The organism is Pseudomonas sp. GXZC, assembly GCF_026967615.1.
Classification (GTDB): domain Bacteria; phylum Pseudomonadota; class Gammaproteobacteria; order Pseudomonadales; family Pseudomonadaceae; genus Aquipseudomonas; species Aquipseudomonas azotoformans_A.
Window position 1 is genome coordinate 888339 of the sequence record NZ_CP114115.1, and the last position, 14081, is coordinate 902419.

At 61.2% G+C, this 14081-nt stretch carries 14 protein-coding genes; 7 read left to right on the top strand and 7 right to left on the bottom strand.

The features are described from left to right. Window positions 1–178 precede the first annotated feature (178 nt). Window positions 179–925 (top strand): hypothetical protein, encoded by a 747-nt coding sequence (locus tag OZ428_RS04085; protein ID WP_050572370.1) that lies wholly within the window; start codon window positions 179–181, stop codon window positions 923–925. Beyond that, entirely contained in the window at window positions 918–1370 is a 453-nt protein-coding gene (gene rimI, locus OZ428_RS04090; RefSeq protein WP_005784514.1) for a ribosomal protein S18-alanine N-acetyltransferase, read from the top strand. Before OZ428_RS04085 ends, rimI begins: the two co-directional genes overlap by 8 nt. A gap of 11 nt (window positions 1371–1381) precedes the next feature. Here rimI and OZ428_RS04095 read toward each other — a convergent pair whose 3' ends face one another. Continuing rightward, window positions 1382–1684, bottom strand: a complete 303-nt coding sequence (locus OZ428_RS04095; RefSeq protein WP_033898397.1) for a hypothetical protein — start codon at window positions 1682–1684, stop codon at window positions 1382–1384. A 154-nt stretch (window positions 1685–1838) separates the two neighbouring features. Here OZ428_RS04095 and can point away from each other — a divergent pair, with 154 nt between their 5' ends. Continuing rightward, the gene (gene can, locus OZ428_RS04100) at window positions 1839–2483 is read left to right on the top strand and encodes a carbonate dehydratase (protein WP_003188288.1); all 645 of its coding nucleotides are present in this window, start codon (window positions 1839–1841) and stop codon (window positions 2481–2483) included. Here can and OZ428_RS04105 read toward each other — a convergent pair. From OZ428_RS04105 to OZ428_RS04120, 4 genes are all read right to left on the bottom strand, one after another. Further along, window positions 2480–3001: an SET domain-containing protein-lysine N-methyltransferase gene (locus OZ428_RS04105; protein WP_269132773.1), complete on the bottom strand. Its 522-nt coding sequence runs from the start codon at window positions 2999–3001 to the stop codon at window positions 2480–2482. The genes can and OZ428_RS04105 overlap by 4 nt on opposite strands. Before the next feature lie 147 nt (window positions 3002–3148). After that, the gene (locus OZ428_RS04110) at window positions 3149–4318 is read right to left on the bottom strand and encodes a hypothetical protein (protein WP_269132774.1); all 1170 of its coding nucleotides are present in this window, start codon (window positions 4316–4318) and stop codon (window positions 3149–3151) included. Between the two features lie 122 nt (window positions 4319–4440). Next, complete coding sequence (acpA, locus tag OZ428_RS04115; RefSeq protein WP_269132775.1) at window positions 4441–6141, bottom strand: acid phosphatase; 1701 nt, start codon at window positions 6139–6141, stop codon at window positions 4441–4443. A gap of 82 nt (window positions 6142–6223) precedes the next feature. Continuing rightward, window positions 6224–6544 carry a hypothetical protein gene (locus OZ428_RS04120; RefSeq protein ID WP_133074859.1) on the bottom strand — a complete coding sequence of 107 codons (321 nt, stop codon included), beginning with the start codon at window positions 6542–6544 and terminating at the stop codon, window positions 6224–6226. A 240-nt stretch (window positions 6545–6784) separates the two neighbouring features. On the opposite strand from OZ428_RS04120, the gene OZ428_RS04125 reads away from it, so the two are divergent. Further along, window positions 6785–7075, top strand: a complete 291-nt coding sequence (locus tag OZ428_RS04125; protein WP_133074858.1) for a nucleotidyltransferase family protein — start codon at window positions 6785–6787, stop codon at window positions 7073–7075. A gap of 148 nt (window positions 7076–7223) precedes the next feature. Here the strand turns inward: OZ428_RS04125 and OZ428_RS04130 are convergent, their stop codons facing one another. Further along, on the bottom strand, window positions 7224–8642 hold the full coding sequence (locus tag OZ428_RS04130) for a short-chain fatty acid transporter (RefSeq protein ID WP_033898403.1): 1419 nt from the start codon (window positions 8640–8642) through the stop codon (window positions 7224–7226). Between the two features lie 184 nt (window positions 8643–8826). On the opposite strand from OZ428_RS04130, the gene OZ428_RS04135 reads away from it, so the two are divergent. Further along, window positions 8827–10116, top strand: a complete 1290-nt coding sequence (locus OZ428_RS04135; RefSeq protein ID WP_133074856.1) for an MFS transporter — start codon at window positions 8827–8829, stop codon at window positions 10114–10116. 3 nt (window positions 10117–10119) lie between these two features. Here the strand turns inward: OZ428_RS04135 and OZ428_RS04140 are convergent, their stop codons facing one another. Then, the gene (locus OZ428_RS04140) at window positions 10120–11490 is read right to left on the bottom strand and encodes a GntT/GntP/DsdX family permease (RefSeq protein ID WP_269132776.1); all 1371 of its coding nucleotides are present in this window, start codon (window positions 11488–11490) and stop codon (window positions 10120–10122) included. Window positions 11491–11732: 242 nt separating this feature from the next. On the opposite strand from OZ428_RS04140, the gene OZ428_RS04145 reads away from it, so the two are divergent. Further along, window positions 11733–12953 carry a TolC family protein gene (locus tag OZ428_RS04145; protein ID WP_269132777.1) on the top strand — a complete coding sequence of 407 codons (1221 nt, stop codon included), beginning with the start codon at window positions 11733–11735 and terminating at the stop codon, window positions 12951–12953. Between the two features lie 18 nt (window positions 12954–12971). Next, complete coding sequence (locus OZ428_RS04150) at window positions 12972–14078, top strand: efflux RND transporter periplasmic adaptor subunit (RefSeq protein ID WP_269132778.1); 1107 nt, start codon at window positions 12972–12974, stop codon at window positions 14076–14078. Window positions 14079–14081 lie beyond the last annotated feature (3 nt).

The following is a 14081-nucleotide window of genomic DNA, read 5'->3' on the forward strand; positions in this document are numbered from 1 at the left end:
CGGCTGGTTGGCGATTAAAAGTCGCGATTGTACTGCATCGGACGCGGGATTTATCCACAGCCGGTCAGTGCGCAGTGGGCGATTGTTGCCGAACAGCGGTAGAATCCCCGCTCTTTAGTTATCCACAAGTGGCCGAGCTGTGCTTATCGAGTCCCGACGTCGCGCTTACTTGACCGCCATGCAGGTGGTCAACTGGCTGCCCCGCACCGAACTGCCGTTTGCCGCGCCGTCGCGGCCCGAGCTGTTGCAGGCGCTTGAGCCCTATGAGGCGTTCGAGTCGTCCGGCGAGGAGGCGGCCGCGCCAGTGGCGGTGGTCAAACCTGCGCCTGAAGCGCGCCCGGTCGTCGAACGGGCCAAGGTCGAAGTACCGCGCCCGTCGCCGGTGACCAAAGCGGCCAAAGTCGTGGAAGAGGCGGCCCCGGTGGTCAAGGCCCCGGTGGTGCCGCCGCCGCGTTTCGCCCTGCAATTGCTACGAGCTGGCCGCTGCCTGTTGCTGGTCGAGTTGCCCACCGGCGAACGCTTCCAGACCCGCGACCCCGCCTACATGCTGCTCAAGGACATGCTGCGCGCCGCCGGCCTGCCCGACAGCCCGCAAATCGTCGGCGACCCGGTGCGCTGGCCCCTGCTGGTGCGCGGCAACATGGACCAGGGCCCGGAAGCAGCGCGGGATTTTGTGCAAGGTTTTGTGTCGGCGCGCCTGGAAGACGAACCCTGCGTGTGCCTGTGGCTGATTGGCCTTCCCGCTGTGCGCTTTGCAGGCGAAGCCAATGCCGAAGCCTGGTACCGCGAACTGCAGGTCGAAGGCCTGGGTTCGGTATGGGCCCTGCCGGGCCTGGAATTATTAATGGAAGAGCCACAGCGTAAGGCTGATGTCTGGCAAGCCATGCGCCGGCTGATGGCGCGCTGGAAAACAACCGATGAGTGAGGCTTTATCCTTTCGCCCAATGACCGAGGCTGACCTCGACGCCGTGCTGAAAATCGAATACGCGGCGTTCAGCCACCCCTGGACCCGTGGGATCTTTCTCGACGGGCTGGGCAAATACCAGATCTGGTTGATGTTCGAAGGTGAGCAGCAAGTAGGGCATGGTGTGGTGCAGATCATCCTCGACGAGGCGCATTTGCTGAACATCACCGTCAAACCGGAAAACCAGGGCCGTGGCCTCGGCCTAGCACTGCTGGAACACTTGATGTCCCGCGCCTACGCCGCCAGTGCGCGTGAGTGCTTCCTGGAAGTGCGCGACAGCAACACCGGCGCGTTCCGCCTGTATGAGCGTTATGGCTTCAACGAAATCGGCCGTCGGCGGGATTATTACCCCGCCGTGGGGGGCCGCGAAGACGCGGTCGTCATGGCCTGTACCCTGGTCGACTGACCGCGCCTGACTTAGCGGTTTCCGTCCAGCGGATCCCGCTTCGCCAATTCCGCCTCATCCAGGCCATTGCCGCCGCCAATCTCGTCCTCGTCCACGATACTCAGGTCGTAATCCGCCGGATTGTCTTCGCCTTCTTCCCTGGCATCTCGTGCGCCATCCTCAGGGATCAAGGTTTCCGGGGTTAAATCATCACCGGTCTGCGCCGAGGGTTCATCTTGGTCAAAATCCAGCTCGCGCATCGAACCCATGCGATCTTCATTGTCATCAATGGGTTCGGGCTGCGTAGCACCGTAGGGACGTCGTGATTCAGTCATGGCCTATCCTCATACTGTGGGGCTTATAGTGTGTGGACAGGCTGCGCGGCCCAAAGATTCAAGCTAATTCACGCTTGTTATTCACCGGCAGGGCGTGACCTGGACGTGGGGTTGTCAGTCACAAAACTGCGCATCATTCCTGAGGCTTTCCCTGATGAACGAACTACAAGACCTGCTTGATAACAATGAACGCTGGGCGGACGCGATCAAACAGGAAGATCCCGAATTCTTCGCCAAGCTCGCCCGCCAGCAAACCCCGGAATACCTGTGGATCGGCTGTTCCGACGCCCGCGTACCCGCCAACGAGATCGTCGGCATGCTGCCGGGTGATCTGTTCGTGCACCGCAACGTGGCCAACGTGGTGCTGCATACCGACCTCAATTGCCTGTCGGTGATCCAGTACGCAGTGGACGTACTCAAGGTCAAACACATCCTGGTGACCGGCCACTACGGCTGCGGCGGCGTGCGCGCCTCGATGCAGGATCGCCAATTCGGCTTGATCGATGGCTGGCTGCGCACCATTCGTGACCTCTATTACGAAAACCGTGACGTGTTGGCCCAGTTGCCGACCGAAGAAGAGCGCGTCGACCGTATGTGCGAGTTGAACGTGATCCAGCAAGTGGCCAACGTCGGCCACACCAGCATTGTGCAAAACGCCTGGCACCGCGGGCAGAGCCTGTCGATCCATGGCTGCATCTACGGCATCAAGGATGGACGCTGGAAGAGCTTGAACACCACCATCAGTGGCTTCGAGCAATTGCCGCCGCAGTATCGCCTGCGTCCGTTGGGTGAAGCCTAAGGGCGTTTGCGCTCGCGCCATTGAGCCATGAACACCTGACCCTCGGCGTTCAGCGGTTCATTGCGACCAGTTATCCAGCCCCGGCAATTCAACTCGCCACATTGGCAGGCGAACTGCCGGAACAGCTTGTCTTCGGTGTTGGCGTAATCCACGGTCAACAGGTCGCCAGCGAAGATTTCAATTAGCGTCCAGGCCTCGAGGTAGCACGGGTCAATAAATACGTTTGGTTTGCAAGAGTGCGCAAACAGGCCACTGAACCAGCAATCGTAGAGGTGGATTCGTGATGATATTTGCAGGGTATGCAGCCGTGGCTCGCCCAGGGCGTATCCTGAAATCTTGGCGATACATATCCGGCTGTCAAAGGCCACCCGTGCCTTGACTCCCGCGCCTAGGCCACTGGCGTTGTGCACCACTTCAAATTGCGTGCTTGAGGGGTAGCCTTGTCCAGGCTTGGGCTTGAACGTGTAAAGGCAGTCGCTCTCTTCGGTTTTAGCCGTATCCATGGCCTGAGTGTTCATAACTCTCCTGGGTTAGGCTGCATCGACCTGCGGGTGGTGTCTGACTACCAGTCTTGCAGCGGATGGGCGCGGTTCAAGACTCGCTGAACGTGGATCCGATTTCTACTGTCAATGTTGACAGTAGAAATCGGTCGTTTTTTGTGCGATTTACAGCGCAGGCGCTGTGATGGCGGGGGCTGGGGCGGCGTTTTTCAGCTGTTTCAACTGGCCCTTGATGGCGGGTGTAGCGCACTTGGCATTGGCATCCACCGAGGTCATATGGCGCACCGAGGTGTAGAACAATTCACACGTCTGCTCCTTGCGCGTGACCTGCCAGGTATTCATGCACGCCTTGAGCAACACGTTCGGATCACTCGCGGGTTTCTGACCCATTCCGGCCTGCCAGCAGGCGGCGCTCAAATCTTGACCCATCGCCTTCAAGCCGGCCTCGTCGGCTTTCTGCTCGTTGCCATCGTAGGTGTCGGGGCTTGCGGCATACCAGATATAGCTCGGGTGATTGGCGCCCAGCACTGACACGCTTTCGCCCGGCGTCGGGCTGATCTGTGCCAGGCTCAGCACGTTCACGGTCTGCCCATACTGCTGCTTGATCCAGCTGCGTACCGGTGCGCCAAATGCCACCATCGGCAACGCGCCTTTGGCGGACAGGCTCAGTTCCTGGACCATGCGCGTCTGGTAGTCGGTGAAGTAGCTGTAGACGGTTTCCAGGTCCTTGCCTGCGTTGGAAGGCGCGGCGATAGGCGCAATATCGATGATGGTCTGGTAAGCCGGCGTTTCGGTGGCCGGGATGCCGTTATCCGTGAGCAACGTGGCCCAGCGGTCGGTGGTGGCCGATTCCAGGTAATCCTGGGCCTGGGTCAGCGAATAATCCGGCGGGAAGTGCAGCAGTTCGATGCTTTTGCGGTTTTCCAGGGCCATGCCCAACGGCAGGAACAAGTACCAGTTGTAGGCCCACTTGCCGTCGCTGTTGAGCTTGCTGGCGCCTTGATAGGCCAGGTCGGCGGTATTGAGCAACGTGGTCAGGGGTTGGCCGTAATTGTCAGGCACACCGCTGAAGGTCGCTGACACCTGCCCGTCATGGGTCTTGACGCTGACTTTTGCGCGGCTGTAGCCATCCCGTTGCAGGCTCTGGTTCAAGTAATGCTCGGCAGTCTGTTCCAGCGTCCATGGCCGAAAGCAGATCACATTGCAATTGTTGGGGAAGGCGAACAGTTGGGTCACGCGTTGCGTACTCCCCAATGGCACCTCGATGTCGGCCTGTACGACCGCACTCGCCATCAGTGCGGCCAGGGTGAAGGACAACCTGGTCGGTTTAAACATTGTTGTTTCCTTGTCAGCGAAAGCCCGTCTGCGCGGGGTGAAAGCCCACCTCCACACAGTAGCGGTTGACCAGGAAAACCGCGTGCTAAATCACCAGGTGTGTCGCTATTGGATAAGAAAACCTACAGGCTGAACTGCAACGCGTTGCTCAAGTCGCCCATGGGTTTCTGGCCACGGGCGGTCATCGCGTCATCCCGTTGCTTGAGGCCATCCAAGGTCTCCAGTTGGAATACGCGGGTGATCAAGCGCAGGATCGACGCCGTGTCATACACCGTATGGTCCACGGTGCCCTTGCGTGCGAACGGCGACACCACAATGGCCGGGATCCGCGTGCCAGGGCCCCAACGGTCGCCCTTGGGCGGTGCCACAGGGTCCCACCAGCCGCCGTTTTCATCGACGGTCACCACGACCACCATGTTTTTCCACTGCGGGCTCTCTTGCAGCACCTTCAGGGCGCGGGCGATATGGCGGTCGCCAGAGGCCACGTCGGCGTAACCCGCGTGCATGTTCAGGTTGCCCTGGGGCTTGTAGAAGGTCACGGCAGGCAGCTTGCCCGCTTGCGCGTCAGCAAAGAACTTGTTGGTGCTGGACTCGTCACCCAGGCCGCCATCGCGCAGGCGCTTGTCACGCTCCACACGATTCTCAGGACCCTGCTGCTTGAAGTAGTTGAATGGCTGGTGGTGATACTGGAAGTTAGGGATCTTCGGGATACCGCCCGAATCCTTGAACTGGTCCAGGGTGGCTTGCCACGCACCGGCATACCAGGCCCAGTCGACATTCTTTTTCGACAGCTTGTCGCCAATGTGTTCGTGGGTTTGCGGCACCAGCACATTGGGCAGGTCGGGTTTGGAGTAATCCGGGTTTTCCGGGTCGCGGATCCAAGTCGGCCAGTAGGGCGGGGCCAAGGTATTCACGCCGTAACCGTCTGGGGTCAACGCGCTGGGGCCGAACTGCGGTGGGCCGGTCATGGCGCTGGCTGGCGACTTGTCCAGCGGCTTGAGGCGCGGGTCGGTGGGGTCATCGCTTTGCAGCGTGGCGATCTGCGCCTTGGCCACCGATTGCGCTGCATTCGGGTAAAACGGCGCGGTGGCGCTGATCAGGTACTGGTGGTTGAGGAACGAGCCGCCAAACGCACCCTGGAAGAAGTTGTCGCAGAGCACGAACTCCTTGGCCACGTCCCACAGGCGCAGGGAATAACGGCTCTGGGCGTAGTGACCCATCACCAGGCCACCCGAGTCTGCCCAGGCGACGAAATTGTCGTTTTTACCGCCGTTGATCTGCATCTGGTTCTGGTAGAACACGTGCCACAAGTCGCGGGTGACCAGGCTCAGGGGCAGGTCTTCTGCGTTCGGGCCCTTGAGGGCGAAAGGCGCATTGGGCAGGTTTTCCTGGAATTGCACTTCGCTGGGGTAGGTCACCCCGTCCACCGATTGCGGGCCGACTTGCAGCACGCCACCCCAGGCCGGTGGCAGGGTAGTCAGCAGGCTACCGTCGCGGTCGCGTTGTTGGGTATCGGCGGCGGACAGCGCCGATAGCGGCTTCTCCACACCCGGGAAATCTGCAAACAGGTTATTGAAGCTGCGGTTCTCGGCATAAATCACCACCACGGTTTTCACCTGGTCGTGCAGTGCCTTGTCCAACTCTTGCGACGTGAGCGGACGTGCCACCGGTTTGCCCGGCGCTTCGCTGGTGTTGCCGCAGGCACTTAACGTCGCGCCGACCCCCAACACCGCCGCGCCCCCCAGGAAGCGCCGACGGCTGGTGTCGACCGGTGGTTGGGCGGCGGAATCAGGAGAAGGGCGGTCTTCGTGCTCGTCACTCATTGCGGGGGAGTCCTTGGCGAGATGTTGCAAGATATTTCGCAGGACGGTAGCAATGCAATGTGACGGAACGAAGACACTGATTTCACAGCAGGCGCAGTGCCAGCTGGCTGCCCGCGCGCAAGTACTCGACCTGGGCCGTCACCGCATCCTTGACGATGGCCTCGCCGGTGTCGGTCAGCTTGGCCTTCTTTGCATCGATGACACTGGTCTGCAGCAGTTGCATCGCCACGTCGATCGATTTCTGGAACGCGGTTATGTTGTTATGCAGGCCGAATTCCTTGATCACGGCGGCCATGCGGCGGTCGGCGTCGTCGCGCAAGGTTCGGTATTCAGTGACCGAAACGTTGTCGTCCTTGTAGATATCAGTGATCAGGTCTTCCAGTGATTTGGAGAGGGGCGTCATCGGATTTTCCTTGGTTTCAGGTGAGGAGGAATCCGAGACAGGTTAATCAAAGGCGTTGATGGGAGGAGTCAGGAAGGGCTATCCATCTGAGTGAGATAAGCCTACGCGTTTGGTCAGAGAACTGGCTTTCATCTTGTCGATTGTATTCGGGGTCAGGTGTTTTAACGGGTGGTATGCATGTGTCTACTGGCGGCCTGCACTGCTAGACTGGTTGGATAATGGATGCCATTGAGGTGAACCGTGAAACCTTCAACCGCCCTTGACCTACAGCGAGCCGCCGTCAGAGAGGTGGTAGGACGCTTTCGCATCTTAAACCCAAGAGTATTCGGGTCTGTGTTGCTGGGGACCGACCAAGAGGGCAGTGATCTGGATTTGTTGGTCGATGCACCGCCTGGAACGACGCTTTTTGATCTTGGCGGGCTGCAGGTCGAGCTTGAGGATCTGCTCGGGGTCAATGTGGACTTGCTGACGCCCGCAGATTTGCCGTTGAAGTTTCGCGCAAAAGTGTTGGCAGAGGCGCGGCCGGTATGACAATAAACTTCTTGAAGATTATTTGAATCACATTCGGCGCGCTGCCTTTGATGCGATCAGCTTTAATGGTGTCTTGAGAAAATTGGAGCGTCTTCCTGCCGCACCTGCATGAAGCACCCGTTGCAACAACAGGTGCTTCATCCGTTGATCAGGGCATGACCGGCGGCAAATACTTCAACGTCGTCCCCAACGCCCACAGCAAGAACAACACCAGCGGCGTGTGCACCAGCAACTGCACGAACGAAAACCCGATCAAATCCCGCGCCTTCAACCCCAGCACGCCCAGCAACGGCAGCATATAGAACGGGTTGATCAGGTTTGGCAGCGCCTCGGCAGCGTTGTAGATCTGCACCGCCCAGCCTAGGTGATATTGCAGGTCATTGGCGACTTGCATCACATAGGGCGCTTCGATGATCCACTTGCCGCCGCCCGACGGAATGAAGAAACCGAGCACCGCCGAGTACACGCCCATCAGCAGCGCGTAGGTGTCGTGGGAGGCGATGGACGTGAAGAAGGTCGAAATGTGGTGGGCCAGGGTCTGGCCGTCACCGCCTTTCACCACCGTCATCAGCGCGGCAATCGAGCCGTACAGCGGGAACTGGATCAGCACGCCGGTGGTGGTGGGCACCGCACGGGCCACCGCATCGAGGAAGCTGCGCGGGCGCCAGTGCAGCAGCGCGCCGACCATGATGAACAGGAAGTTGTAGGTGTTCAGCCCCGAAATTGCGCTGATCGCCGGCTTGGTCGAAAACTCGTGGAACAGCCAACCGGCTGCCAGCAGTGCCAGCAGGATGGTCAGCAATGGGCTGTGTTCCAGCCATTCACCGGGTCGCGTCGGTGCTTGAATCTTTGGCAGGTTGAACGCCGGGTCGACGCCACAGGCCTTGGCATCACGCGCGCTGTTCGGGCCGGGCGCGGTAGCGTAGGCGATGATCAGCGAGACCACGATCAACGCCAGCAGCAACACGCCGGATTGCCACAGGAAGATGGTGTCGGTGAACGGGATCACGCCGGTGATCGACAGGATCGACGGCGGCAGGCTGGCCGGGTTGGCCTGCAACTGCGCGGCGGACGACGACAACCCCAGCGCCCATACGGCGCCCAGCCCCAGATACGCCGCCGCACCGGCCGCGCGGTAATCCATCTTCAAGTCCGTACGACGCGCCAGCGCCCGTACCAGCAAGCCGCCGAACACCAGGGACAGGCCCCAGTTCAGCAAGGAAGCGACCATCGAGATCAACGCCACCCAGGCCACGGCCGAGCGGCCGTTCTTCGGGATACGCGCCAGGCGGTCGATCAGTTTCACCGCGGGCGGCGAACTGGCCACCACATAACCGCCGATCACCACAAAGGCCATCTGCATGGTGAAGGGGATCAGGCTCCAGAACCCGTCACCGAACGCTTTGGCGGCCTCGGTCGGCGCGGCGCCCATGCCCAGGGTCGCCACGGCGACGATGATCACGGCGAGGGCGGCAAACACCCAGGAGTCGGGAAACCAGCGTTCGGCGAAGTTGGAGCAACGCAGGGCAAAGCGGGCATAGCGGCTTTCTTCGATAGCGTCGGCCACGAGTCTTTCCTCTTATAGTTATTAGGTGCAGGCAATTTTCCGGCATGTTCCGCTACGGCCATTGATATGGGAATGCAGTTATCTTCATCGATCCATGAGGAAAACAAATATATCTGTCGTGATTGCCATCAATGGGCTCAGCTCATAACCTGCACGCCATTTTGTTTGTCTGCCGAGCCTTCACATGACTGCCACCTTTCCTGCACAGGCGCAGCGTTTTTCCCGCTCCGACTACAAAACCCTGGGCCTGGCCGCCCTGGGCGGTGCCCTGGAAATCTACGACTTCATCATCTTCGTGTTTTTCGCGCTGACCTTGAGCCAGCTGTTCTTCCCGCCGGAAATGCCCGAGTGGCTGCGCCTGTTGCAAAGCTTTGGCATTTTCGTCACCGGCTACCTGGCGCGCCCGCTGGGCGGCATCCTGATGGCGCACTTCGCCGATCACCTTGGACGCAAGCGCGTGTTCAGCCTGAGCATTCTGATGATGGCGCTGCCCTGCCTGCTGATCGGGATCATGCCGACCTACGCGCAAATCGGTTATTTCGCACCGCTGATCCTGCTGGCGTTGCGCGTGCTGCAAGGCGCGGCGGTGGGCGGTGAAGTGCCGAGTGCCTGGACCTTCGTCGCCGAACACGCGCCGTCCCACCATCGCGGTTACGCCCTGGGCTTCCTGCAAGCTGGCCTGACCTTTGGCTACCTGCTCGGTGCGTTGACGGCGACCCTGCTGGCGCAAGTCTTCACCCCGGCCGAAATCCTCGACTACGCCTGGCGCTTTCCCTTCCTGCTCGGCGGTGTGTTCGGCGTGATCGGCGTGTGGCTGCGGCGCTGGCTCAGCGAAACCCCGGTGTTCCTCGAAATGCAGGCCCGCCGCCAGGCCGCCGCCGAACTCCCCCTGCGCACCGTGTTGCGTGACCACCGCGCCGTGTTGTTACCGGCAATGATCCTCACCTGCGTGCTCACTTCCGCCGTGGTGGTGCTGGTGGTCATCACCCCGACCATGATGCAAAAAACCTTCGGCATGAGCCCCAGTCACACCTTCGCCTTGAGCGCCTTGGGCATCGTGTTCCTCAATATTGGGTGTGTGCTGGCGGGCTTACTGGTCGACCGCATCGGCGCCTGGCGCGCAGTGCTGGTCTACAGCCTGTTGCTGCCGGTGGGGATTGCGGTGCTGTACGCCAGCCTGATCAGCGGCGGTATCTGGCTGGGTGCGGCGTACGCCGTGGCGGGCTTGAGTTGCGGCGTGGTGGGCGCGGTGCCGTCGGTGATGGTCGGCCTGTTTCCGGCGCAGGTACGGGTGTCGGGGATCTCCTTTACCTACAACATTGCCTACGCGCTGTGGGCAAGTACCACGCCGTTGTTGCTGATTGCGCTGATGCCGACCAGCCCGTGGATTTGCGTGGGGTATTGCGTGGTGATGGGGGCGGTGGGGGTGGTGAGTGTGGCGCTGTTCGGCAAGCGCCACACTTTGGCGGCTTAGGCTTTAAGTCAGGAAGTGCCAGAACAGCAGCGTACCGATCAAGCCAACCACCGAAACAATGGTCTGCAACACCGACCACACCCAGATCGTCTGCTTCAACTGCAAGCCGAAGTACTCACGCACCATCCAGAACCCGGCGTCGTTGACGTGGCAGAAGAACACCGAGCCGGCGCCAATCGCCAAGGCCACCAACGAACTCTGCGTCGCCGCGAGACCTGCCATCATCGGCGCGAGGATGCCGGCGGTGGTCGTCGTGGCAACGGTGGCCGAGCCAGTGGCTTGGCGCAGCGCAACTGCAATCAACCACGCGAGTAGCAGGTAGGGCATGTGCGCGCCTTCGGCGACCTTGCTGATGGTCTGGCTCACGCCGGCATCCAACAGGGTTTGCTTGAGGCCGCCGCCGGCGCCGATGGTCAGCAGCAACACGGCGATGGGCGCGAGGGCCTTGCGCAGGGTGTTGCCGACCTCGGTGCGCGGCATGCCGGCGGCCCAGCCCAGGCAGATCACGGCGGCGATCACAGCCAGGCCGAGGGCAATCAGCGGTTCGCCAAGGAATTTCAGGGTCAGGCCGAGGGTGCTTTCAACCGGCAGTGCGACCTTGGCCAAGGTGCTGCCCAACATCAGAATCACCGGCAACAGAATAATCAACAACGACACTGCAAAACTCGGCTGGCGCGGTGCCTTGGGCGGTGCGCTGAACAGCGCGCCGATATCCGCAGGCTCATCCACATGCAGGCGCTTGGACAGCCAGTTGCCGTAGATCGGGCCCGCCAGGATCACCGCCGGTACCGCGATGCAGAAACCCAGCAACATGGTCAGGCCCAGGTCGGCGTGCAACGCGCCCACGGCAATCAATGGCCCCGGGTGCGGTGGCATCAGGGCGTGCAACGTGGTCATACCCGCCAGCGCCGGGATAGCGATTTTCAGCAATGGCTGGTTCGAACGCTTGGCCATCACAAAGATGATCGGGACCATCATCACCAGGCCCACTTCGAAAAACAGCGGCAAGCCGATCACCATGGCCACCAGCGCCATCACCCAGGGCAGTGACTTGCCCTTGCCCAACCCGAGCAAGGTCGTGGCGATGCGGTCGGCTGCACCGGATTCCGCCATCAGCGCGCCGAGCATCGAGCCCAGGGCGATGATGATCCCGGCTTCACCGAGGATCGCGCCGGCACCTTTACTGAACGCCTTGGCCACTTCTTCAGGCGGCAGGCCCGCGCCGACCCCGGCGATGAACGTGCCGATCAGGATCGACAGGAACGGCGGCAATTTGGTCGCACTGATCAGCACGATGATGCTGGCGATGGCCAGCAGTACACAGAACATCAGGCGGGTGTCGTGAACCATCCACGCGGCAGTCGATAACTCCAAAACGGGACTCCTTATCGAACAGGTTGGGGAAATTGTTTCTTTTTGTTTCCTGCCTGAAAAGCATACCTGATCCCGCGATGGCCAAGTGCTTATGTGCCGTTTTGGTGCGATCAGCGGTAAGGCGCCGTGAGGCCCGCCGCAGAGCCATTGCTGTCGGATTTGTAATCTTTGCTCCACCGCCCTGATAAGTCGTGACAGCTACATTGCCCCGGCTTGTACTTCATGGGCGTGGAACTCTCGTTATGGCAATTTCCGTTAGAAAACTTCTGGAGGCGGGCGTGTTGTGGATGGTTGCCAGCGCGAGCCAGGCACAAACCCTCACCCTCGACTCGGCCCTGCAAACCGCCTTCGCCAACAACCCGGAACTGGCGGCAGCACAATGGGACATCGACGTTGCCCAGGGGGGGCGCCAGCAGGCCGGGTTGATCCCCAATCCGGTGGCCTCCTGGGATGTGGAGGACACCCGTCGTGACTCCCGCACCACCAGCATCAAGATCAGCCAGGCCCTGGAACTGGGTGGCAAGCGGGGGGCGCGAATCGACGTGGCGTCCCGCGCCCAGGACGCCGCCGCGCTGACGTTGGAGCAGCGCCGCAACACCCTGCGCGCCGAAGTCATCGACAACTACTACGGCGCTTTGCGTGCCCAGGAACGCCTCGACTTGGCGCAGCGTTCCATGACTGTGGCGGAACGCGGGCTGGTTGTCGCCAACGGTCGGGTGACAGCAGGCAAGGCCTCACCGGTGGAGGCCACACGGGCCCAAGTGCAGTTATCGGAGATTCGTCTGGAACTCGACCGCGCGCAGATTGGCCTTACCGATGCCTATCGTCGCCTGGCCGCCAGTACTGGCAGCGCCGCGCCGAACTTCCAGGCCGTCGCCACACAAAACCCGTCAACACCGACCGTGCCGTCGGCCACCCAGTTGCTGGCGCGCCTTGAGCAGACCACCGAGTTGCGCCTGGCCGAACTGAGCATCCTGCAAAACGAAGCCAGCGTTGGCCTGGAAAAAGCCCAGCGCATTCCCGACCTCGACGTGTCCATCGGCAGCCAGTACGACGCCAGCGTGCGCGAGCGGGTGAACCTGGTGGGCGTCTCGATGCCGATCCCGTTGTTCAACCGCAACCAGGGCAACGTTCTCGCCGCCACCCGCCGCGCCGACCAGGCCCGCGACCTGCGCAACGCCACCGAACTGCGCCTGCGCACCGAAACCCGCCAGGCCCTGGACCTGTGGCAGTCCGCGAATACCGAGGTGCGCGCGTTTAACCAGCAGATCCTGCCCGCCGCCCAAAGCGCGGTGGACAGCGCCACCCGTGGTTTCGAAATGGGCAAGTTCAGCTTCCTCGACGTGCTGGACGCCCAGCGCACGCTGATCGCGGCCCGCACCCAATACCTCAACGCCACCGCCCAGGCCACCGATGCCTGGGTGCGTATCGAACGGATTTACGGCGACCTCGCCCGGTTTTGATTTTTCCTGGAGTCCTTTATGAACAACAAACATGGCGTGGCGCTTGCCGTCGCCTTGAGCCTGATGCTGTCCAGCTTTGCAAGGGCCGACGAAGAAGAAGGCGAGCTTGAACTCACCGAGCAGCAGATTCAGGCCGCTGGCATTCAGGTCGCCCAGGCTCAACCGCGTTCGATCAGCACGTTGCTGGTGCTGCCGGGTGAAGTGCGCTTTGACGAAGATCGAACCTCCCACATCCTCCCGCGTACGGCGGGCGTAGTGGAGTCGGTAAAGGTCAACCTCGGCCAATCGGTGAAGAAAGGTGAGCTGTTGGCGGTGATCGCCAGCCAGCAGATTTCCGACCAGCGCAGCGAATTGGCGGCCAGCGAGAGACGGGTCGAACTGGCACGCACCACCTTCCAGCGCGAACGCCAATTGTGGCAAGACAAAATCTCCGCCGAGCAGGATTACCTGCTGGCGCGCCAGGCGCTGCAGGAAGCCGAAATCGCCCTGAACAATGCCCGCCAGAAGATGACGGCTCTCAGTGGCAGCGCCGTATGGGTGGGCGGCAATCGCTATGAGCTGCGTGCGCCGTTCGCTGGCGTGGTGGTGGAAAAACACTTGGGTGTCGGTGAAGTCGTGAGTGAGACCACCAACGCCTTCACCCTTTCGGACTTGTCCCAGGTGTGGGTGACGTTCGGTGTGTTTCCCAAGGATTTGAACAAGGTGCGGGTCGGCAAGCCGGTCAAGGTCAACTCCACCGAAATGGGCACCGAAGTGCAGGGCACTGTGGCCTATGTCGGCAGCCTGTTGGGTGAACAAACCCGTACGGCCACCGTGCGCGTGAGTGTGCCCAACCCTGATGATGCTTGGCGTCCTGGTTTGTTTGTCAGCGTGCAACTGGCCACCGACACGTTCCAGGCCAAGGTCACCGTCCCCCAGGAGGCGATCCAGACCGTCGAGGACAAACCTTCGGTGTTCATGCGCACCGAACACGGGTTTGTCACCCGTCACCTGGAGCTTGGCGCGAGCGAAAACGGCTACGTCGAAGTACGCCAAGGTCTCGACGCCGGCGCACAGGTGGCCACCGTTGGCAGCTTCATCCTCAAGTCCGAACTGGGCAAAGGCTCGGCCGAACACGCCCATTGATCC

Bases quoted from the DNA above. Each gene is read 5' to 3' on its own strand.
- OZ428_RS04085 (WP_050572370.1), top strand. From the start codon at position 179: ATGCAGGTGGTCAACTGGCTGCCCCGCACCGAACTGCCGTTTGCCGCG.
- rimI (WP_005784514.1), top strand. From the start codon at position 918: ATGAGTGAGGCTTTATCCTTTCGCCCAATGACCGAGGCTGACCTCGAC.
- OZ428_RS04095 (WP_033898397.1), bottom strand. From the start codon at position 1,684: ATGACTGAATCACGACGTCCCTACGGTGCTACGCAGCCCGAACCCATT.
- can (WP_003188288.1), top strand. From the start codon at position 1,839: ATGAACGAACTACAAGACCTGCTTGATAACAATGAACGCTGGGCGGAC.
- OZ428_RS04105 (WP_269132773.1), bottom strand. From the start codon at position 3,001: ATGAACACTCAGGCCATGGATACGGCTAAAACCGAAGAGAGCGACTGC.
- OZ428_RS04110 (WP_269132774.1), bottom strand. From the start codon at position 4,318: ATGTTTAAACCGACCAGGTTGTCCTTCACCCTGGCCGCACTGATGGCG.
- acpA (WP_269132775.1), bottom strand. From the start codon at position 6,141: ATGAGTGACGAGCACGAAGACCGCCCTTCTCCTGATTCCGCCGCCCAA.
- OZ428_RS04120 (WP_133074859.1), bottom strand. From the start codon at position 6,544: ATGACGCCCCTCTCCAAATCACTGGAAGACCTGATCACTGATATCTAC.
- OZ428_RS04135 (WP_133074856.1), top strand. From the start codon at position 8,827: ATGACTGCCACCTTTCCTGCACAGGCGCAGCGTTTTTCCCGCTCCGAC.
- OZ428_RS04145 (WP_269132777.1), top strand. From the start codon at position 11,733: ATGGCAATTTCCGTTAGAAAACTTCTGGAGGCGGGCGTGTTGTGGATG.
- OZ428_RS04150 (WP_269132778.1), top strand. From the start codon at position 12,972: ATGAACAACAAACATGGCGTGGCGCTTGCCGTCGCCTTGAGCCTGATG.